The sequence below is a fragment of the Ruegeria sp. BA2 genome (genome assembly GCF_056539605.1).
Map to the genome: position 1 here is coordinate 132,086 of NZ_JBQFVE010000001.1, position 19,544 is coordinate 151,629.

19 protein-coding genes are annotated in these 19,544 nt (G+C 58.4%); 9 read left to right on the forward strand and 10 right to left on the reverse strand.

Annotation, left to right across the window (positions count from 1 at the left end; genetic code table 11):
- The first annotated feature begins 32 nt into the window (after positions 1-32).
- Positions 33-461 (forward strand): acyl-CoA thioesterase, encoded by a 429-nt coding sequence (locus ACR0NN_RS00680; RefSeq protein ID WP_170718726.1) that lies wholly within the window; start codon positions 33-35, stop codon positions 459-461.
- On the opposite strand, the gene ACR0NN_RS00685 is transcribed toward ACR0NN_RS00680, so the two are convergent.
- From ACR0NN_RS00685 to alr, 3 genes are read right to left on the reverse strand one after another with little or no spacing between them, the layout of a single operon-like run.
- On the reverse strand, positions 458-1,204 hold the full coding sequence (locus ACR0NN_RS00685; RefSeq protein WP_170718728.1) for an ATP-binding cassette domain-containing protein: 747 nt from the start codon (positions 1,202-1,204) through the stop codon (positions 458-460). The genes ACR0NN_RS00680 and ACR0NN_RS00685 overlap by 4 nt on opposite strands.
- The gene (locus ACR0NN_RS00690) at positions 1,201-1,983 is read right to left on the reverse strand and encodes an MlaE family ABC transporter permease (RefSeq protein ID WP_170718730.1); all 783 of its coding nucleotides are present in this window, start codon (positions 1,981-1,983) and stop codon (positions 1,201-1,203) included. The genes ACR0NN_RS00685 and ACR0NN_RS00690 overlap by 4 nt, the downstream gene beginning before the upstream one ends.
- Positions 1,980-3,014, reverse strand: coding sequence for an alanine racemase (gene alr, locus ACR0NN_RS00695; protein ID WP_170718733.1), 1,035 nt, complete (start codon positions 3,012-3,014; stop codon positions 1,980-1,982). The genes ACR0NN_RS00690 and alr overlap by 4 nt, the downstream gene beginning before the upstream one ends.
- A gap of 251 nt (positions 3,015-3,265) precedes the next feature.
- Here alr and ACR0NN_RS00700 point away from each other — a divergent pair, with 251 nt between their 5' ends.
- Positions 3,266-3,805, forward strand: a complete 540-nt coding sequence (locus ACR0NN_RS00700; protein WP_170718734.1) for a GNAT family N-acetyltransferase — start codon at positions 3,266-3,268, stop codon at positions 3,803-3,805.
- A 3-nt stretch (positions 3,806-3,808) separates the two neighbouring features.
- Here ACR0NN_RS00700 and ACR0NN_RS00705 read toward each other — a convergent pair whose 3' ends face one another.
- The 6 genes from ACR0NN_RS00705 to ACR0NN_RS00730 all read right to left on the reverse strand — a co-directional run bounded on the left by ACR0NN_RS00705 (position 3,809) and on the right by ACR0NN_RS00730 (position 9,784).
- Positions 3,809-5,299 carry a replicative DNA helicase gene (locus tag ACR0NN_RS00705; RefSeq protein WP_170718736.1) on the reverse strand — a complete coding sequence of 497 codons (1,491 nt, stop codon included), beginning with the start codon at positions 5,297-5,299 and terminating at the stop codon, positions 3,809-3,811.
- Positions 5,300-5,500: 201 nt separating this feature from the next.
- Positions 5,501-6,178, reverse strand: coding sequence for an orotate phosphoribosyltransferase (locus ACR0NN_RS00710; RefSeq protein ID WP_170718738.1), 678 nt, complete (start codon positions 6,176-6,178; stop codon positions 5,501-5,503).
- Between the two features lie 140 nt (positions 6,179-6,318).
- The gene (locus ACR0NN_RS00715) at positions 6,319-7,500 is read right to left on the reverse strand and encodes an ammonium transporter (protein WP_170718743.1); all 1,182 of its coding nucleotides are present in this window, start codon (positions 7,498-7,500) and stop codon (positions 6,319-6,321) included.
- 186 nt (positions 7,501-7,686) lie between these two features.
- Positions 7,687-8,163, reverse strand: a complete 477-nt coding sequence (locus ACR0NN_RS00720; protein WP_170718745.1) for a CinA family protein — start codon at positions 8,161-8,163, stop codon at positions 7,687-7,689.
- Complete coding sequence (locus ACR0NN_RS00725; protein ID WP_170718747.1) at positions 8,160-8,657, reverse strand: phosphatidylglycerophosphatase A family protein; 498 nt, start codon at positions 8,655-8,657, stop codon at positions 8,160-8,162. The genes ACR0NN_RS00720 and ACR0NN_RS00725 overlap by 4 nt, the downstream gene beginning before the upstream one ends.
- Positions 8,654-9,784, reverse strand: a complete 1,131-nt coding sequence (locus ACR0NN_RS00730) for a bifunctional 2-C-methyl-D-erythritol 4-phosphate cytidylyltransferase/2-C-methyl-D-erythritol 2,4-cyclodiphosphate synthase (protein WP_170718749.1) — start codon at positions 9,782-9,784, stop codon at positions 8,654-8,656. Before ACR0NN_RS00730 ends, ACR0NN_RS00725 begins: the two co-directional genes overlap by 4 nt.
- Positions 9,785-9,963: 179 nt before the next feature.
- On the opposite strand from ACR0NN_RS00730, the gene dusB reads away from it, so the two are divergent.
- The 7 genes from dusB (at position 9,964) to ACR0NN_RS00765 (ending at position 19,008) form a co-directional block, all read left to right on the forward strand.
- Positions 9,964-10,947 carry a tRNA dihydrouridine synthase DusB gene (gene dusB / locus ACR0NN_RS00735; protein ID WP_480683705.1) on the forward strand — a complete coding sequence of 328 codons (984 nt, stop codon included), beginning with the start codon at positions 9,964-9,966 and terminating at the stop codon, positions 10,945-10,947.
- Positions 10,944-12,023, forward strand: a complete 1,080-nt coding sequence (locus ACR0NN_RS00740; RefSeq protein ID WP_170718756.1) for an ATP-binding protein — start codon at positions 10,944-10,946, stop codon at positions 12,021-12,023. Before dusB ends, ACR0NN_RS00740 begins: the two co-directional genes overlap by 4 nt.
- Entirely contained in the window at positions 12,023-13,390 is a 1,368-nt protein-coding gene (locus ACR0NN_RS00745) for a sigma-54-dependent transcriptional regulator (protein WP_170683659.1), read from the forward strand. The genes ACR0NN_RS00740 and ACR0NN_RS00745 overlap by 1 nt, the downstream gene beginning before the upstream one ends.
- A 162-nt stretch (positions 13,391-13,552) precedes the next feature.
- The gene (locus tag ACR0NN_RS00750; RefSeq protein ID WP_480683983.1) at positions 13,553-15,778 is read left to right on the forward strand and encodes a sensor histidine kinase NtrY-like; all 2,226 of its coding nucleotides are present in this window, start codon (positions 13,553-13,555) and stop codon (positions 15,776-15,778) included.
- Entirely contained in the window at positions 15,775-17,184 is a 1,410-nt protein-coding gene (gene ntrX, locus ACR0NN_RS00755) for a nitrogen assimilation response regulator NtrX (protein ID WP_170718761.1), read from the forward strand. Before ACR0NN_RS00750 ends, ntrX begins: the two co-directional genes overlap by 4 nt.
- Positions 17,181-17,771: a helix-turn-helix domain-containing protein gene (locus ACR0NN_RS00760; protein ID WP_170718763.1), complete on the forward strand. Its 591-nt coding sequence runs from the start codon at positions 17,181-17,183 to the stop codon at positions 17,769-17,771. Before ntrX ends, ACR0NN_RS00760 begins: the two co-directional genes overlap by 4 nt.
- 43 nt (positions 17,772-17,814) lie before the next feature.
- Entirely contained in the window at positions 17,815-19,008 is a 1,194-nt protein-coding gene (locus ACR0NN_RS00765) for an MFS transporter (protein ID WP_170718765.1), read from the forward strand.
- Here ACR0NN_RS00765 and ACR0NN_RS00770 read toward each other — a convergent pair.
- Complete coding sequence (locus ACR0NN_RS00770; protein ID WP_480683708.1) at positions 18,973-19,452, reverse strand: hypothetical protein; 480 nt, start codon at positions 19,450-19,452, stop codon at positions 18,973-18,975. The two genes, ACR0NN_RS00765 and ACR0NN_RS00770, sit on opposite strands and share 36 nt — an antisense overlap.
- Positions 19,453-19,544: the final 92 nt, after the last annotated feature.

Consider the following 19,544-nt stretch of genomic DNA (forward strand, 5'->3'; position numbering starts at 1 on the left):
CAAACTCGTTTTTGTCAGTGGGGAGACCTCAGATGCCAGCTTTTGTGGCTTTCAAGTCAATTGTTGATCCTTCGGATTGCGATTTTCTGGGGCATATGAATGTCTCGCGGTACTTTGCGGCTTGCTCAGATTCGGTGTTTGCTATCCAATCGGAGATGGGATTGAACGCAGACGATATGCGTTCGGGACGGAAGCTATCATTTGCGGTGGTACATGCGGAGAGTAGTTTCCTCGCCGAACTTCGGGCGGGGGAGGCTATTCAGATGGAGAGTGAGGTACTCGAGATAGGCGGGAAGTCGGTCACCTTCCGACACAGATTGCTGCGCTCTGCCGACAGAAAAACTGTATTCTCAACAGTGTTCAAATGCGTCTTGTTAAATCTCGAATCTCGAAAGGCCGAATTGCTTCCAGATGAGGTTGTCGCAAGCGCGAAAAACTGGCTAGCGAGTGAGGAAGATTAGCGCACCGCCTCAATCGGCCCCTCTGCGTTCCCGCTGATGAACTGCTCCACATAAGGATCTCCCGAGGCATCCATCTGGTCGACCGGGCCGGCCCATTGAATGACGCCTCCGTGCAGCATGGCGACGTTATCGGCAATGGCACGAACCGAGCTCATGTCGTGGGTGATGGTCATCGCGGTGGCGCCCATCTCGGTCACGATTTCTCGGATCAAGTCGTTGATGACGCCGGACATGATGGGATCAAGGCCCGTTGTGGGTTCGTCAAAAAAGATGATCTCGGGGTCGGCGGCGATGGCGCGGGCGAGGCCGACGCGTTTTTGCATCCCGCCTGACAGCTCGGCCGGGAAACGGTCGGCGACGTTGGATTTCAGGCCGACACGGCGCAGTTTCTCGATCGCGATCTCGCGGGCGTAGTCAGATGGCAGTTTTCGTGGACCGCGCAGCAGGCGGAAGGCGACGTTTTGCCAGACGGGCAGCGAGTCAAACAGCGCCGCTCCCTGGAACAGCATCCCAAAGCGGGCCAGAAACGCATCCCGGTCGCCTTTGGTGGCGTCCTTGCCGTCGACGTAGATCATGCCGCTGTCGGGTTTGATCAGGCCGAGGATACATTTCAGCGCCACGGATTTGCCGGTGCCGGAGCCGCCGATGATGACCATCGAGGTGCCCTGTGGGATATCAAGGTTCATGCCTTGCAAGACGTTGTTGTCGTCAAAGGCTTTCGTTACGTTCTCCATCCGGATCATAGCGAGAAGAACACCCCTGTAAGAACGAAATTGGCGGCGAGGATCAGCACGGCGGCAGCCTCGACCGAGCCTTTGGTAGCGCGGCCCACGCCTTGTGCGCCGCGGCCCGAGGACATGCCGTAGTAGCAGCCCATGATGGCGGCGATCACGCCGAAGGCGGCACCTTTGACCAGTGACGATACGATGTCTCGCGCTTCTAGGAAATCGACGGTGTTTTTCAGATAAGCCGCCGGGTTGAAGCCCAGATTTTGCGTGGCGACGGTGTAGCCGCCTGCGATGCCGATGATATCTCCGACCGCAACCAACGCGGGCACGGTGATCAGCGCCGCCAGCACGCGCGGAGCGGTGAGGTATTTCATCGGATGCGTGGATAGCGTGACCAGAGCATCAATCTGCTCGGTCACTTTCATAGTTGCGATCTCGGCCGCGATCGAGGAGGTCACGCGGGCGGCGATCATCAGGCCGACCAGAACCGGCCCAAGCTCACGTACCATTCCGATGGCGACGATCTGTGGGACCACGGCTTCGGCGTTGAAACGCGCGCCGCCTGCATAAATCTGCAGTGCAAGCGCGCCGCCGGTGAAGATGGCGGTCAGGCCAACCACAGGCAGAGATAACCAGCCGATATTCAGCAGGGCGATGCCAAACTCGCGCGGATAAAATGGAGGCCGGAAAATATGCGAAACCGCTTCAAGCGCAAACAGCGCGACGCGGCCAAATGCGGCCAGAATATTCAGGATGGTCCGCCCCAGCTCACCCAGCAATGAGATGGGGTTCATTCCACGTAGCCCCGCGAATAGCGGTTGCCGAATGAGGTCAGGATTTCATAGCCGATTGTTCCGGCGGCCTCGGCCAGATCATCGACAGTTTGGTGTCCGTTCAGGATACGCAGGCGATCAGGTTTGTACGGCAAGTCAGTCACATCCACGGTGATCAGGTCCATTGAGATACGTCCTACCACCGGGCAGGGCTGATCACCAGCGAATGTATCGACACCGCCTCCGATGGCACGATGCAGCCCATCGGCATACCCTGCCGCAACGGTTGCAATCTTTGACGGGCGGCGTGCGGTCCAGCTGTTGCCATAGCCGACAGTCTCGCCCACGGCGACGTCTCGCACCTGAATCACGGGCAGATCGACGGTGACGACCGGTTTTGCCCCCGCGAATGGCATCCCGCCATAGAGCCCGATCCCAGGGCGGCAAAAGTCGAAATGGAAATCTGACCCAAGCAGCGTACCACCCGTTGCGGCCAATGAGCGGGGCACGTCGACACCGTCGGTCATCTGCTTAAACGTCTGCAGTTGCTGCCGGTTCATCGGATGCTCGGGCTCGTCCGAGCAGGCCAGATGTGACATCACCACCAGCGGTTCCAACGCAAGGGCTTCGTGACGTATTTCGGCCCAGTCCGCCGGTTCGAGGCCAAGGCGGTTCATACCGCTATCAAGCTGAATACCGAACTGGTGATCGGGCAGGGCTTCGCGATGACGTTTGAATTGCTCGGCTGAATTGATCAGGGGCGTCAGCTCGTGTTTGCGCAGCAGATCCGCGTCACCGTCCATATGGCCCGAGAAGACAGCGACCAAGGGTCCGGGGCCTACCGCCTCGCGAACAATTGCACCTTCTTCAGCGGCAGCAACGAAAAACTTGCGCACGCCTTCTTCGGCCAAAGCCCAGGCGACAGGCTCGGCGCCCAGCCCATAGGCATCCGCTTTGACCACCGCGCCGGTTTCGACTTTGGTTTTCGCGTCGAGCGCGCGCCAGTTTCGGGTCAGCGCGTGCAGATTTATAGTAAGATGTGCCGTCGTCATGGCTGTTGTTCAAGCCACTGCACTTTGCGACGTCAAGAGGGAAAAAGGTGTTTGGGCCTTGGTTTTATGGCGTTGGACGGCAGAAACAGGCTGGATTCATTAAAAATTGAGGGATTCTGGCAGTTTGTCGCGTTTTGATACTTTGCTTCAGATTGTATTCACTTGGGTGTTAAACGCGGCAATCCGGACGTATCGTTCTTGGATATGAAGCGGCTAAAATGTTGCGTTGCTGCCCGAATATCGGAGGTCACATGGAGTTCGTAACGGGATATGCACAGCAAGAGGCAGAAATCGTGGGCCTGTTTCGCGAGGTCTTCGCCGCTTCGGAAGGTCCCGAAGAAGGCGCTTTGATTGAAACCCTGACACGGAACATGTTGGCGACGCCTCAAAAGGACGATTTCTATGTTTTCTCAGCGCGCGACGGTGAGGTGCTTTTGGGCTGCATCATCTTCTCGCGAATACGTTTTGCCGAAGATGACCGACAGGTCTTTATCCTGTCACCTGTGGCCGTTCGGACGGACCGGCAAAGATCGGGTGTGGGGCAGAGGCTGATCCAATTCGGCCTGCAAAAACTGCGTGAGGACGGTGTGGATTACGCGCTGACCTATGGCGATCCGAATTACTATTGCAAAACCGGTTTCCAGCCCATCACAGAGGCTTTCGCGCAAGCGCCTTTGCCGCTGAGCCATCCGCATGGCTGGCTTGGGCAAGCCTTGTTGGAACGCGGGGATGCTCCGCTGAAAGGTACGTCTCGCTGTGTCGAGGCATTGAACCAGCCCGAGCTTTGGTAAGGGTCAGTACCCTTCTATCTGACCGTCCTGTTGCCAGGGTTTCACCAGGTTACCAAAGCGGGTGAACTGGGCCTCGAACGAAAGCTCAACCGTGCCGATGGGGCCGTGGCGCTGCTTGCCGACGATGACCTCGGCTTTGCCATGCAGGCGTTCCATTGCCTGTTTCCACTCTTCCATTTTCTCCAACTCGTGGTCGCCGGGTTTTTCGCGTTCTTTGTAGTATTCCTCGCGGAACACAAACATGACCACGTCGGCGTCCTGCTCGATCGAGCCCGATTCCCGAAGGTCTGACAGCTGCGGGCGTTTGTCGTCACGGTTTTCGACCTGACGCGACAGCTGGGACAGGGCGATCACCGGGATGTTCAGTTCCTTGGCGATGGCCTTCATGCCCATCGAGATCTCAGCGATTTCGTTGACCCGGTTGTCGGACATTCCGCGGCAAAGCTGAAGATAGTCGATCACTAACAGGTCCAGCCCATGGGTTCGCTTCAACCGCCGCGCGCGCGCTGCGAGTTGCGAGATTGGTAGGGCGGGGGTGTCGTCAATGAACAGCGGGCAGGCTTCCAGTTCCTTGGCGGCGTCCACGAAACGGCGGAACTCGGCCTCGGTCATGTCGCCTTGACGGATTTTGTGGCTGGAGATTTCTGATGCCTCGGCCAGAACACGGCCTGCCAACTGCTCGGCGCTCATTTCCAGCGAGAAAAATCCGACCACGCCACCGTCAATTGCGCCCTCGCTACCATCTGGTTTCTGCCCACGCTTATAGGCCTTGGCGACGTTGAAGGCCACGTTGGTCGCCAGCGAGGTCTTCCCCATCGATGGGCGCCCGGCAAGAATGATCAGGTCCGACGGGTGCAGGCCGCCAAGCTGTTTGTCGAGATCGGCCAGACCGGTGGAAATCCCTGCCATGCCGCCACCGCGCTGGTAAGCCTCGTTGGTGACGTTGACGGCTTCTGTGACCGCTTTGAGGAAGGATTGGAATCCTTGTTCGGTCTGGCCCTGCTCGGATAGCTGATAGAGCTGCTGCTCGGCCTCGACGATTTGTTCTTTGGGCTCGCTGCTGACCTCGACCCGCGCGGCCTTGTCCGAGATGTCGCGGCCCAGCCGGATCAACTCGCGCCGGATGGCGAGGTCATAGATCATCTGGGCATAATCATGCACCGCAAAAGCACTGATCGAGGCCCCGGCCAGCTTGACCAGATAGGCCGGGCCACCCAATTCCTTTAGGCCTTCATCTTCGGCCATGAAGGATTTCAGGGTCACGGGTGAAGCCAGCGCATTCTTGGCGATGCGCGCGGCCGCCACCTCATAGATGCGGGTGTGGACCGGATCATAGAAATGCTCGGCCCCGATAATCGAGGCGACCCGGTCATACAGATCGTTATTGGTCAGGATAGCGCCCAATAGCTGCTGCTCGGCCTCGATCGAGTGCGGCATTGTTTCCGGATTTTGAATCTGTGCGGCGGCCTGCTCGATACTGCTGATCTCGTTCATTGCTGCTCTCTATGTCCCTTGGACAAACGCCATAGCTCAGCGCCGTGAGTCGGCGCAAATTGTATGTTTTCTGGGGATATGCTGTGCATATCTCACTGCCCCATCATATTGAAGGATGTGGCAGCCTTTCGTCAACATCTAGCGGTTGGAACTACTGGCCCGAGGGCTAGTGTTTCCGTTCTGAAAACAGTTTGCGCAACGTCAGGCTTTGTGCGTTTCCTGCCATCCACGCGGGTCGTTCAGGAATGCTTCGACACCGTTAAGGGTATCTTCGTCAAAGGCCTTTTGCGCCTTTGCCTCGGCCAGAACATCCCACCAGGTGCACAAGGAGTGCAGCTTCACGCCATGGTCGCCCAACGTCTTTTCTGTCTCGGGGAAAATACCGTAGTAGAAAATCACCGCCGTATGGCCACAGGTCGCGCCGGTTTCGCGGATTGCATCGACGAAGGACAGCTTCGAGCCGCCATCGGTCGTCAGATCCTCGACCAGCAGCACCCGTTCGCCTTCGCCCATCGCGCCTTCGATGCGAGCGTTGCGGCCATAGCCTTTTGGTTTCTTGCGCACGTAGGTCATCGGCAGTGCCATGCGCTCGGCAACCATGGCTGCAAACGGAATGCCTGCAGTCTCGCCACCGGCGATGTTATCGAACGCTTCGAACCCTGCGTCACGCATCACGGTGGCGGTCAGAAAATCCATCAGGGTCGAGCGGATGCGCGGGTAGGAGATCAGCTTGCGGCAGTCGATATAGGTCGGGCTGGGCAGGCCGCTCGCCAATGTGAACGGCTCGCGCGAGTTGAAGTGCACGGCCTTGATCTCCAGCAGCATCCGCGCTGTCAGGCGGGCGATTTCGGTACTGTCAGGGAAAGAACTGGGGATCATGGCGCAAACCTCTGGGCTGAAAGGGTGTCGCAGGCTGATAGCCCGACGTAAGGTCCAGAGTCGAGAGGGCTGACCAAAAGAAAAGCGGACCCCCAAGAGGTCCGCTTTGCCCTTGCGGGCGGCAGAGCGCCAAGGTGGGCTTAGCTGCTCATGTCATAGGCGCGCTCTCCGTGTACCGACAGGTCGAGCCCGTTTGTTTCAGTCTCGGCGTCTACGCGAAGCGGAGTGATCAGCGCAACCACCTTGATCAACACAAATGTGACAACTGCCGTAAAGATACCCACGATCACCAGGCCGCCAAGCTGTGCGGTCCAGGTGCCCAAGCCAAACAGTGCGATCATCAACGTGCCAAAGATGCCTCCGACACCGTGCACGGCGAAGACGTCCAGCGTGTCGTCGATGTTCAGCTTGTTGCGGATCACATTGACGGCCTCTTGGCATAGGATACCAGCAACGGCACCGATGATCAGCGCCTGAACCGGACCCACAAAACCCGACGCGGGTGTGATCGAGGCCAGGCCCGCGATGGTACCGGTGACCAGACCAACCATCGAGGCTTTGCCAAAGCGGATGCGTTCCCACAGGGCCCATGTCAGCGATGCCGTCGCTGCAGACAGATGCGTCACGGTCATGGCCATTGCGGCGCCGCCGTCAGCGGCCAGCTGCGATCCGCCATTGAAGCCGAACCAACCGACCCACAGCATCGCCGCACCCACCATCACGTATCCGGGATTGTGCGGGGGGGTCGTGCGATTGCGGCGCGGGCCGAGGGCCATTGCAATGATCAGCGCTGCCAAACCGGCGGTTTCGTGCACAACGATTCCACCGGCAAAGTCGCGCACGCCGATCTCGCCCAGAATGCCGCCGTCGGCTAGCATGCCGCCACCCCAGATCCAGTGAACCACTGGCGCATAGCACAGCAGCATCCAGAGGGCCGAGAATGTCAGGACGAACCCGAACCCGACGCGTTCTACATATGCGCCGACGATCAGCGCCGGAGTGATGATGGCAAAGGTCATTTGGAACGCGAAGAAGAGGATCTCGGGCAGGGTGCCTGCAAGGCTGTCAGCATCCACTCCGTTCAGGAACGCCTTGCCCAGCCCACCCCAGAGGCCGCTTTCACCCGGGCCAAAGGCGATCGAATACCCAGCGACCAGCCACAGAATGCTCATCAAACAGGCAATCGAGAAGCAGTGCATAAACACGCTGAGTACATTTCGGGCACGAACAAGCCCGCCATAGAACAGGGCGAGGCCCGGCAATGTCATGAACAGGACCAATGCTGTTGCCACAATGATCCACGCTGTATCGGCTCCGTTCATGGGCCGCTCTCCTTTCCCTGAGGGCGCCGGGCATGCAAACCCCACGCGTCGTGAGTGGTGTGCGGCGGGTTGAAGCCGAGCTAAGTCGGGGAAAAAAGAGGCAGAGGTGCAAAAAGTCGCCTGTTTTGGCGGCTTTTTGTCAACTGGTGATCAAATTTGCGTCCATACGGTGTTTGTGCTGCAAAATTAGGCGATCTGAGAAAGGCTAGTTGCCAGCATCTGCAGCGCATGGTCGCGCGCGGCAATACGGACGTTCTCTCGACCCAGTGCGCCGAATTCCACGGTTTCGGTGCGCGTAGGCTGATCAACCGCTGCGAGCCCAAAGCACACGCGACCTTCGGGTTTATGTTCGGACCCACCCGGGCCCGCGATGCCTGTGATCGAAACCGCCAATTGCGCGTGTGAATTGCGCAGCGCGCCCTTGGCCATCTCGCGCGCGACTTCTTCTGAGACAGCGCCGTGTGCCTCAAGCGTATCGGTGCGCACGCCCAGCATTTCTTGCTTGGCGGTGTTGGTGTATGTGACAAAGCCACGTTCCACCACAGCAGAGCTGCCCGGGATGTCGGTCAGTGCGGCGGCAACCATGCCGCCCGTGCAGCTTTCAGCAGTGGCGATCATGACGCCTTGCGCTTTGGCGCGGTTCAGAAGTTCAGTCACATTCATAGGCCCATCACTCCGTGTGCGATCGCAGCAAGGATGATGACGCCGATCGCGGCAAAGACACCGGCGATCACGTCATCCAGCATGACGCCCATTGGGTCTCCGCGCCGATCAGCCCAGCCGACGGGGCCGGGCTTGGTGATATCGAATAGCCGGAACAGCAGGAAACCTGCGATCCAACCGGGCCAGAGCGCTGTGATCTCGATCCCATGCGCCCAGGATGGGTAGGAAATCGCCCAGATTGCAATGAATTGGCCTGCGACCTCATCTATGACGATCTCGGAAGGGTCGTGGTCTTGCTGGCCTGCGGTCATGACGCGCGTGGCCCAGAGGCCACCGAAAAGGGCTGCGAAAGTTCCAATGACCAGCAAGGGGAAGCCGCCCAGGGTATGTAGTACCCAAGCCAGCGGCAGCGCGGCGAGCGATCCCCATGTACCGGGGGCAGGGCGCAGATAGCCAACACCGCAGACAGTTCCTATCAGGCGGGCGGCGGTCATGATTTCACCAAACAGGCTGTGGCGAGCGATGCTATGCCTTCGCTGCGGCCGGTAAAGCCCAGTCGTTCAGATGTGGTGGCTTTGACCGAGACCTGATCGCTGCGCAGGCCCATGATCCGAGCCATTTCAGCGCGCATGGCGCCGGCGTGCGGGCCGATCTTGGGGTATTCGCAGACCAGCGTGCAATCGACATTCGAAATCGCATAGCCCATCTGCGCGGCCAGATCGACCGCGTGGCGCAGAAAGATCTCGCTGGCCGCGCCTTTCCACTGCGGGTCGGAGGGCGGGAAATGTTGCCCGATATCGCCCCGTGCCAGTGCGCCGTAGATCGCGTCGGTCACTGCGTGCATTCCCACGTCCGCGTCTGAGTGACCTTGAAGCCCGCGATTATGCGGCACCTTCACACCGCAGAGGATCACGTGATCTCCATCGCCAAAGCGGTGCACGTCATAGCCGTTACCCAGCTTTACATCCATATCTTTACCCACTATGCGTTCAGCCCGGGCAAAATCCTCGGGCCGGGTGATTTTTAGGTTATCCGCCTCACCGGGAACAATCGCCACGTCTATGCCTGCTGCGCGGGCGACTTCAACATCATCCGCAGCTCCGCCGGGGTGGTTCGTATGTGCGTCGGCAATTGCTTTATAGAGAAATCCTTGTGGCGTTTGCGCAGTATAAAGACCGGACCGATCTTTGGTGCCAGTCACCAGCGATCCGTCGCCCCTCCAAAGCGCATCCGTCACCGCCAAACCCGGAGCGGCGGCAGGATAGGTATCAAGCGCATCCAGAACATCGCCAATCACCTGCGCGCTGACGCAGGGGCGGGCGATATCGTGAATCAGAACCTTTTCAACGCCATACGGCTGCAATGCCTGCAGGCCGTTACGGACGGATGCCGCTCGGTCCGGGCCTCCCGGAGTGAGAATCAGATCAGTCGCGCCGAATTCATTCCACGCCGCAGTATCCTCTTCTGCAAGTACCAGAACTAAGTGATCAACCAAGCCCACAAAGCGGTCGATGGTCCAATCAGCGACCCGTCGCCCAGCCAGTGCGCGCCATTGTTTTGGCACTCCGCCTCCGGCGCGTTGGCCGCGTCCGGCGGCGACGATGATAGCTGCTGTGGTCAACTTCGGGTTCTCCTGATTGAGGCAATGTTTAGGGGGCGGTGAATGCAGAGGCAATCACCCGCGTCAATGTGCCTAAAAATTAGTCAAGTGATGATTTTGCAGGCTTGAGTGCCACCGATTTGTTGTTCATACGCTGCGATTTCGATATCAAATGCGCAACTGCTCAAGGATTAGGCACATTGACCCTGCGTCTAGCTGAAAAGGATCTGACCCCTCCGGTGCTGCTGGCACCCATGGCCGGAATCACCGACCGGCCATTCCGTGATCTTGTGATGCGTTTTGGCGCGGGCATGGTTGTCAGCGAAATGGTGGCGAGCCAAGAGATGGTGCAGGCCAAACCGGGCGTGCGCGAACGGGCCGAACTGTCGGCGGATGTGGAAAACACCGCCGTACAATTGGCGGGACGCGAGGCACATTGGATGGCTGAGGCCGCCCGGCAGGTCGCAGACCGGGGAGCGCGCGTGATCGACATCAATATGGGCTGCCCCGCCAAGAAGGTCACCAATGGCTATTCAGGTTCGGCGTTGTTGAAAACACCCGACCACGCGCTGACGCTGATCGAGGCCGTTGTGGAAGCGGTGGACGTGCCGGTGACGCTGAAAACGCGGCTGGGCTGGGACGACAAACTGCTGAACGCACCCGACGTGGCGCGGCGCGCGCAAGACGCAGGTATTCGGATGGTCACCATCCACGGGCGTACACGATGCCAATTCTACAAGGGCCGGGCCGATTGGCAGGCGATCCGGGCGGTGAAAGAGGTGGTCTCGATCCCCGTTATCGCAAACGGCGATATCGTGGATACCGAGGCTGCCCAAGCGGCGCTGGATCAATCCGGGGCCGACGGCGTAATGGTGGGCCGGGGGGCGCAGGGCAAACCGTGGCTGTTGGCGCAGATCTGTCATGATCTCTATGGCGCTGACGCTCCGACCATTCCGACGGATGCAGATCTGATTGATATGGTGCGGGGTCACTATCAGGCGATGCTGGAATTCTACGGCACCGATCTGGGCCTGCGCGTCGCACGCAAGCATCTGGGCTGGTATATGGATGAGGCCGGAACGCCAGCCACCTTGCGGCGGGCGATCCTGACGTCGCGCGATACGGATGAGGTGTTCAGCCTGCTGGCGGATGCGCTGAATGGCGCGGCGGAGGTGGAAGCATGACCTCGGATCAGTGCATCTGGAGCTCGCTGCCGGTTCCGGCTTTCATCATCGATGCCGAAGATCGGATATCGGATGTCAATTCCTCGGGCGAGGGGTTTCTGAACGCCTCGCGCAAGGCGGTGGTCGGGCATCCTGTCTGGGATCAAATCGCGGTTGATGCGCCGCTGGAAGAAGCGTTCCTGCGTGCCCGGCAACAAGGGACACCGCTGTTCGTAAACGATGTGGATGTTGGATCGGGCAATCGCGCTCCGCTGCAATGTGCGCTGCAGATCGCACCGCTGATGGGGTATCCTGGGTCGATGATCATGATCATCTCACCCCGTGAGCTGGCGGGCCGGATGACACGCGGCAATACGGTCAAATCGGCGGCGCAATCTGCGATTGGCATGGCCGAGATGCTGGCGCATGAGATTAAGAACCCTCTGGCAGGAATCACTGGCGCGGCGCAATTGTTGAGCATGAATATCTCTCAGCAAGATCTTGAATTAACAGATCTTATCGTCGAAGAGAGCCGCCGCATCGTAAAGCTGCTTGAGCAGGTCGAGCAGTTTGGCAATCTGTCACAACCAGATTACAAGCCGGTTAATATTCACGACGTTCTGGACCGCGCGCGCCGGTCAGCACTGTTGGGCTTTGGCGCACACATGACCATTATCGAGGATTACGACCCCTCGCTGCCCTTGGCCTACGGGGACCCGGATCAGTTTCTGCAAGTGGTTCTGAACTTGTTCAAGAACGCTTCGGAAGCTGCTGAAGGTAATGGCGTAATTCGGCTGCGTACTTATTTCGAGCATTCGTTCCGTCTGCGACGTAGCGATGGCTCGGGCCACTCGCTGCCCTTGCAGATCGAAATCATCGATGACGGGCCGGGCCTGCCCGAAAATATTCGAAGTGATATTTTCGATCCCTTCGTGTCGGGCAAAGAGAATGGCACGGGTCTAGGTCTGGCTTTGGTCAGCAAAATTGTTTCCGACCATGACGGCTGGATTTCGGCGGAGTCGGTGCCCGGGCGCACGGTATTCCGCCTGTCCCTGCGGCGCGCGCCGCCGGACGCATATGAAAAGGAGAGCACCTGATGGATGGCACAGTTCTTGTTGCCGATGACGACCGCACGATCCGCACGGTTCTGACGCAGGCCCTGACGCGGGCCGGCTGCAAGGTGCATGCGACTTCGTCGCTGACGACGCTGATGCGCTGGGTGGCCGAGGGCAAGGGAGACGTGGTGATCTCGGACGTGGTGATGCCGGACGGGAACGGATTGGAGATGCTGCCGAAGATTGCACAGGATCGTCCAGGTTTGCCTGTCATCGTTATCTCGGCCCAGAACACCATCATGACGGCCATTCAGGCGGCTGAGGCGGACGCTTATGACTATCTGCCCAAACCCTTCGATCTACCAGATCTGATGAAGCGGACGGCGCGCGCGCTGGATCAGAAGCAACGCGCGCAAGTAGAGCCAGTCGATTCTGGCGAAGAGCGCCCGGACGAGCTGCCTTTGGTCGGTCGTACACCAGTGATGCAGGCGCTTTATCGATTGGTGGCGCGGGTGATGAATACCGACCTTTCGGTGATGATTTCGGGTGAAAGCGGTACGGGCAAGTCATTGATTGCACGGGCTATTCATGATTTCTCGGACCGTCGGACATTGCCATTTGTCACCGCAACCGCCGCTGATCTGAGCGATCTCGAAGGTCCGGCGCGTGTCATGGCGCGGGTGCGAGGTGGTACGCTGTTGATCGACGAGATCGCGGATATCGATGACGAGATTCAGGCCCGCATCGTGCGCATGATGGATACTCCGGGTGACCACGTGCCGCGTTTCATGGCGACCAGCCAATCTGATTTGACCGACGCGATGGAGAGCGGTCGGGTGCGGCAGGACCTGTATTACCGCCTCTGCGGTGCGACGATACACGTTCCGGCGTTACGGGAACGGGTCGATGATATCACCTTGCTGACCGATCACTTTCTGGCGCGCGAAGAACGAGAAAGCGGCACGCAGCGCCGCCTCAGCCCCGAAGCTATCGAACTGGTACGCCGCTATTCCTGGCCCGGCAATGTGCGTCAGCTGGAAAATGCGATCCGACGTCTCAGCTTGACCAGCCGAGCCGATGAAATCTCACGCACCGAGGTTGAAATGGTGCTGGGCAGTCAGCCCGAGGCCGAGCCGGTGCTGGGCGATGGCGAGCGGGAAAAGCTGTCATCCTCAGTGGGGCGCCACCTACGCCGGTATTTCGATTTGCACGGGAATATTCTGCCGCCGCCGGGGCTTTATCAGCGCATTTTGCGCGAAGTTGAGGCACCTCTGATCGAAATCGCGCTGGATGCGACCGGGGGCAATCAGGCAAAATGTGCTGATCTTCTGGGGATTAACCGGAATACGCTGCGGAAAAAGATCACCGACCTCGATATTCAGGTGACACGTCGCCGCAAACTGATGTAATATCGCCACACAAACCGTGGCATTCGGGTTCATACCTGGGAACGACCACGACATATGGCGGTAAGCCGCGCAAGCGGCACATCAGTAAGAGGGCAGACGGTGGCAACCCGGGCACAGAACGGGCCGATCCTATCGATCAACCGGTGGCGCAAGTCGCGGCGGATGCGCAATTTCAGTACCTTGGGCTTGGTTATGCTGGGCCCGGTTCTGGCGCTGGCGACTTATCTTGTCATTGGTCCATTCGATCTTGGCGCCGCAGCTCCTACACTGCGGCTGATTTTGTTGGCCGATCTGGTTTACGTACTGGTCGTGGCCGCGCTGGTGCTGGGGCAATTGTTCAGCCTGATCGCCGCCCGACGCGCGAAATCGGCTGGTTCACGGCTTCACCTGCGCTTGATCGGCGCGTTCACGCTGTTGGCTCTTGTGCCCACGGTCACCGTTGCGATTTTCGCCGGGCTGACCGTGAATATCGGCCTTGAGGGCTGGTTCTCGGACAGGGTTCGGCAGGTTGTCGGCTCGTCTTTGACGGCGGCTGAAGCCTATGAGCAAGAGCACCGCGAAGGCCTGACGCAAGATGCGGTTGTTCTGGCACGGTTTCTCGATAACGCACGCTCCTTAGATTTCTATATCTCCGATGCGGAACTGCGGGAAGTTCTGGCGCAAGGACAGGCACAAATTCAGCGCGGTTTGCGTGAGGCTTATGTGATTGATGGGAGTGCAGAAATCCGATCTCGCGGTGACCGGTCCTATCTGTTCGATTACGAGGCACCGACCCCGGAAGAGATGATCGAAGCCAATGATCAGGGTGTGGCGATTATTGCGGATTGGGAGAACAGCGAGTTCCGCGCGTTGGTGCCATTGCAAGCCTATCTGGATCGGTATCTCTATGTCAGCCGTGAGGTTGACGGCCAACTTCTGACGCTGCTGGATGAGACCAAAGAGACCGCCCAGTTCTATAGCCAGCTAGAAAGCGAGCGCGGTCGGGTTCTGTTCGAATTCGGGCTTTTGTATCTAGGCTTTGCGGTGATTCTGATTTTGGCCGCAATGTCGCTGGGCATGTGGTTCGCTGAACGTCTCTCGCGCCCGGTCGGGCGCCTAACGACGGCTGCACAGCGGGTTGGTGCAGGTGATTTGAGCGTACAGGTGATCGAAGAGGCCAGCGACGATGAAATCGCGATGCTGGGTAGATACTTCAACCAGATGACCCGGCAGCTGAAAGGACAGCGAGATACTCTGTTAGAGAACACGCGCCATATCGAGCGTCGAAGGCGCCTCTTTGACTCGGTTCTCAGTTCAGTTACATCCGGTGTTGTTGGTGTTGATTCAGAGGGTTGCGTGACCTTCGTAAACCGATCTGCCGAACGTTTGCTTGGATGGTCCGGCGGCGAACACAGCCTTGCCATTGGTATCGCTGTGCCCGAGTTCCTGCCATTGTTCGAAACCCTCAAGGATAGCGGGCAAGAGGCGGTTCAAGGCGAAGTGAAGGTGACCCGCAAAGGCCGACTGGAAAACTTGCTGGTGCGTATGGCGACGCGGCGTGGCGAGGATGGTGGGTTGGAAGGCTATGTTGTGGCCTTCGATGATGTGACCGATCTGGTCAGCGCACAGCGGATGGCAGCCTGGGGCGATGTGGCCCGTCGCATTGCGCATGAGATCAAGAACCCTCTGACACCGATCCAACTGAGCGCCGAGCGGATCAAGCGCAAATTCTCGCGCAAGCTGGACGAGGACGACTGCAGCAGTTTGGAATCGATGACCGATGTGATCGTACGCCAGACCAATGATTTGCGACGGATCGTCGATGAATTCTCGAAATTTGCACGCATGCCTGAGCCGGAGCGGCGCGAAGAAAATATCGTAATGTTGGTGCGTGAGGCAGTGCTGCTGCAGCAGGCGGGGCAGCCAGATGTCCAGATCGATGACGACCTACCGGAACAGCCGATACTGGCGGATGTGGACTCGACGATGCTGAGCCAGGCTCTGACGAACCTGATCAAAAACGCGGGCGAGGCCATTGAAACGCTGAAAGAAAAAGGTGCACCAGACAATCTGAAGCCTCAGATCAAGGTCGCCGTTTCCAGCGACGATGCTGGAACGCAAATCACCATAGCGGACAATGGCATCGGCCTTCCCGAAGATCGGGCGCGGCTGTTTGAGCCATATGTAACCACACGCGACGAGGGCACTGGCCTGGGCCTGCCTATCGTCAAAAAGATTATCGAAGAACATGGCGGAGCGCTGACATTGGAAGACGCGCCCACATTTGACGGACAGGACCATTTCGGCGCGATGGCTGTCATTCGTCTACCCGGGGCCTCAGGCGGCCCGTCAATCGCGCCGGAAAAACAGGCGATTAAAACAAACAAACTGAAAGCAGGCCAAAGATGAGCGACATTCTGATCGTAGATGACGAACGCGATATTCGCGAATTGGTGTCCGATATTCTGGAGGACGAAGGCTATTCCACCCGGCTGGCGGCAAACTCGGACGAGTGCATGTCGTCGATCAATGCCGAGCCGCCAGGATTGCTGATCCTCGATATCTGGTTAAAGGACAGCCGAATGGACGGGATCGACATCCTGAAAGCCGTTAAGCGTGATAACCCGGATGTGCCGGTCGTGATCATTTCCGGCCACGGCAATATCGAGATTGCGGTGGCGGCCATCAAGCAGGGCGCTTACGACTTTATCGAAAAGCCCTTTAATATTGACCAGTTGATGGTGGTGATCCGCCGCGCCATGGAAACCTCGCGCCTGCGTCGCGAGAATGCCTCGCTCAAGCGGCAGGAGGTTAGCTGCTCTGACATGATCGGCAATTCGGCTTCGTTCCGTGCGATGCAGGGGCAGTTGGATAAGGTAACCAAATCGAACGGACGGGTCATGCTGAGCGGGCCTGCAGGATCGGGTAAGGAAATCGCCGCGCGCTATATCCATGCGCATTCGAACCGGGCAAACGCCCCCTTTGTCACCGTCAATTGTGCGGGGATTGAGCCTGAGCGGGTCGAGGAGGTTTTGTTCGGGCGCGAATCCTCTGAGCGCGGGATCGAATCCGGCCTGCTGGAAGAGGCACACGGCGGTGTTGTCTATTTCGATGAAGTCGCCGATATGCCGCTGGGGACGCAATCCAAGATCTTGCGTGTGCTGGTTGACCAGCAATTCCAACGTGTCGGCGGTTCCGACAAGGTGAGGGTCGATCTGCGGGTCATTTCCTCGACCAACCGTGATCTGGAAGTGGAGATTGCAGCCGAGCGATTCCGCGAAGAACTGTACCACCGCCTGAATGTGGTGCCGATTGCAGTCCCGTCGCTGGAGGAGCGGCGAGAAGACATTCCGGTTCTGGCGCAGCATTTTATTGAGATGTGCAATGAAACACAGGGTCTGCCGATGCGCGATTTGTCAGACGAGGCCGTTGCCTTGCTGCAGACGATGACTTGGCCGGGCAATGTGCGTCAGTTGAAAAACCTGATCGAGCGGGTGTTGATCCTTGGCGACAGCTCTGGTCCGATCGAAGCGCGCGAGTTGCCAAACGAAGAAGAAAAATCCGACGAATCCGGGCGCGTGGTTCTGTCTGGTGCCTTGGCGACACTGCCTCTGCGCGAGGCGCGCGAAGCGTTTGAGCGTGAATATCTGCTGACACAGATCAATCGGTTCGGTGGCAATATCAGCCGTACGGCCAGCTTTGTCGGTATGGAACGCAGCGCTTTACACCGCAAGCTTAAGTCACTGGGCGTCGTGACCTCGAACAAATCGGGTGCGCGGGTGGCCCAGATTGACGAACCCGAACCAGCCGAGTGAGTGCCGCGCGGCATACGAAAACCTCAGCCGTTTCCATTGGCTTCCCGGCCTTTGGAAAACGGCTGAAGCGGCTGCGCCGGTCGGTCGGGCTTAAGCAATCGGCTCTGGCTGATCTGCTTGAGGTCGACCAGACCACGATCTCCCGGTGGGAGAACGGGGGTCAGACGCCCTCGGCGCATGTACAACAAGCTGTATTTGCCGCGCTGGGACCGGTTCGGGTTCAGGATTCAGCGTTGAAACGGCTGATCGTTCACTCGGCCGAATGCCTGCACCTTGTCGAAGAGGCCAGCCATACCTGCCTTGCCTATTCGGCCAGCCGTGCACGGGATTGGAAGACCTCACAGCGCGCCTTGCTGGGCGTGTCGCTTTGGCAGTTTGCAACGGATGAGATTAGGCAGGCAGAGGCAGAACTGCAGCAAGATGGCTGGTGGGAGCTGCATTCACCTTCGCCCAAAGCGTTTCTGACCTCCGAGGCTGTGCATGATCAAATCAGGATCAGCGCCGGGCAGATCGTGTGGGAGCGTTTGTATCTGGGTGACGGCACCCCGGTCCGTCTGGTCAGCGGGCGGCGCGAAGCCTCCGCATAATTTATGCGTTCCGCTGGTCGCGCAGGCGCGATAGACCGGCTGCATGAGTGACTCTATCCGAACATTCTTGCAGGTCATGCTGATCTGGTTCGCTGGCCTTGGTGCAGCAACCCAATTTGCAAAGATCGCCATACCATTTGCTGATGTAGGGCAATTGTACCCGGAGAACGCTGCTGTAATCGGCTGGTTGCTGTCCATTATCAGTCTAATGGGTGCCGCATTGGGCGCGATATCCGGGGCGATCACGGCGCGCATTGGGCCAAATCGTCTGCTGCTATCGGGGCTTGTACTTGGCGGTGTGTTGTCTTTGCTGCAAGCAAGCTTGCCGGGGTTTCAACTGATGTTGCTTAGCCGGGTGATCGAGGGGCTGTCGCATCTTGCCATCGTTGTTGCAGCGCCCACGTTGATCGCTCAGATCACGACCGGTCGCGCGCGGTATAATGCCATGGTGTTGTGGAGCACATTCTTTGGCGTTGCCTTCGCGCTGAACGCTTGGTTTGGGTTGCCGATTGTCGACCGTTTCGGATTGCCTGCCTATTTTGCGCTGCATGGCGGATTGATGTTGCTGATCGCTGCGTTGATCGCATTCAGTAACCTGAAAGCTGAAATGGATCACACGCAGAGTATGGGCTGGGGATTGTCTGCGATCCTTGACGTGCATCTGCGAACTTACCGCTCACCCTTCATTTCAGCGCCTGCGATCGGATGGTTTTTCTATACGCTCACCTTCGTTTCGCTGCTGGCTATCCTGCCGGGGCGATTGCCTGAAGGGCAGAGTGGGTCGATTGCGGCTCTGATGCCGTTGGCCGGGATTGTTCTGTCCTGGTTGCTGGTTCCAGTTCTCTTGACCGTCCTGTCCTGCGTCAGTGTCGTCAATCTGGGGTTTGCGTTGGGATTTGTGACGATCATTGCGTTGCTTCTTGGGGCACCGCTTGCTTTCGGGTGTATCGCGCTCTTCGCGGTACTTGGTCTTGTGCAAGGCGGCAGCTTCGCCGCCGTGCCCGAATTAAACGACACAACTGAGGCACAAGCGTTAAGCTATGGCGCGATGGCGCAGATGGGTAATGCCGGAAACCTGCTTGGAACGCCGGTTTTGTTGGCGATTTTGCTGGGTTTCAACGAGGCAAGCATGTTCATCGCTGTAGCCACGTTCTATGGCATTGCCATCATAGCGCATTTGCTGTTGGCCAACCGTCGCAGGTCAGCCGGTTTGCCCGGGCGTGATGATTTGAAATGAGCCATCGTCGAATTTCACAAAACACGACGCGCTGTTCAGCGGTGGGAGCGTTGTGGTGCGTGTCGGAAGCACAAGTGATTTGACGCCCTGTTTGCAAGGTGGAAGGCTAACCGGACGATACCCTTTTTGCGCCATGCACTGCGCTTCGACCTTGTTTCTCAGACCCTGATTCACATCGACGGTATAAACGCGCCCTGGTTCCCACCATCCGGGGTTGCGATAGCAGCGGCCGCGCCCGTCGCAATAGGTGCGCCCGGGCCAGTAGACCGGCGGGCTTTGCCGAACCTGATTGGCAACGGGGGCGTCCTTGAGGGCCTGCACCTGACAATTTGTTGTCTCGGTCTGAATCCGCGAAACGCTCTCACCCTCGCGGTAATACAGCGAAAGCGGACCACATGCAGACAGTGTCAGCAGGCAAATCAGGGCAGGTAGAATTGATTTCATACACTTACTTTGACGCAGTGTGGTTCGCATGACAATTCAATTGACCGCTTTGGGGGCATCTGTCATTCAAAGATTTCAGGCAGAAAGGCCAA

Bases quoted from the DNA above. Each gene is read 5' to 3' on its own strand.
- ACR0NN_RS00680 (WP_170718726.1), top strand. From the start codon at position 33: ATGCCAGCTTTTGTGGCTTTCAAGTCAATTGTTGATCCTTCGGATTGC.
- ACR0NN_RS00685 (WP_170718728.1), bottom strand. From the start codon at position 1,204: ATGATCCGGATGGAGAACGTAACGAAAGCCTTTGACGACAACAACGTC.
- ACR0NN_RS00690 (WP_170718730.1), bottom strand. From the start codon at position 1,983: ATGAACCCCATCTCATTGCTGGGTGAGCTGGGGCGGACCATCCTGAAT.
- alr (WP_170718733.1), bottom strand. From the start codon at position 3,014: ATGACGACGGCACATCTTACTATAAATCTGCACGCGCTGACCCGAAAC.
- ACR0NN_RS00700 (WP_170718734.1), top strand. From the start codon at position 3,266: ATGGAGTTCGTAACGGGATATGCACAGCAAGAGGCAGAAATCGTGGGC.
- ACR0NN_RS00705 (WP_170718736.1), bottom strand. From the start codon at position 5,299: ATGAACGAGATCAGCAGTATCGAGCAGGCCGCCGCACAGATTCAAAAT.
- ACR0NN_RS00710 (WP_170718738.1), bottom strand. From the start codon at position 6,178: ATGATCCCCAGTTCTTTCCCTGACAGTACCGAAATCGCCCGCCTGACA.
- ACR0NN_RS00715 (WP_170718743.1), bottom strand. From the start codon at position 7,500: ATGAACGGAGCCGATACAGCGTGGATCATTGTGGCAACAGCATTGGTC.
- ACR0NN_RS00720 (WP_170718745.1), bottom strand. From the start codon at position 8,163: ATGAATGTGACTGAACTTCTGAACCGCGCCAAAGCGCAAGGCGTCATG.
- ACR0NN_RS00725 (WP_170718747.1), bottom strand. From the start codon at position 8,657: ATGACCGCCGCCCGCCTGATAGGAACTGTCTGCGGTGTTGGCTATCTG.
- ACR0NN_RS00740 (WP_170718756.1), top strand. From the start codon at position 10,944: ATGACCTCGGATCAGTGCATCTGGAGCTCGCTGCCGGTTCCGGCTTTC.
- ACR0NN_RS00745 (WP_170683659.1), top strand. From the start codon at position 12,023: ATGGATGGCACAGTTCTTGTTGCCGATGACGACCGCACGATCCGCACG.
- ACR0NN_RS00750 (WP_480683983.1), top strand. From the start codon at position 13,553: ATGCGCAATTTCAGTACCTTGGGCTTGGTTATGCTGGGCCCGGTTCTG.
- ntrX (WP_170718761.1), top strand. From the start codon at position 15,775: ATGAGCGACATTCTGATCGTAGATGACGAACGCGATATTCGCGAATTG.
- ACR0NN_RS00765 (WP_170718765.1), top strand. From the start codon at position 17,815: ATGAGTGACTCTATCCGAACATTCTTGCAGGTCATGCTGATCTGGTTC.
- ACR0NN_RS00770 (WP_480683708.1), bottom strand. From the start codon at position 19,452: ATGAAATCAATTCTACCTGCCCTGATTTGCCTGCTGACACTGTCTGCA.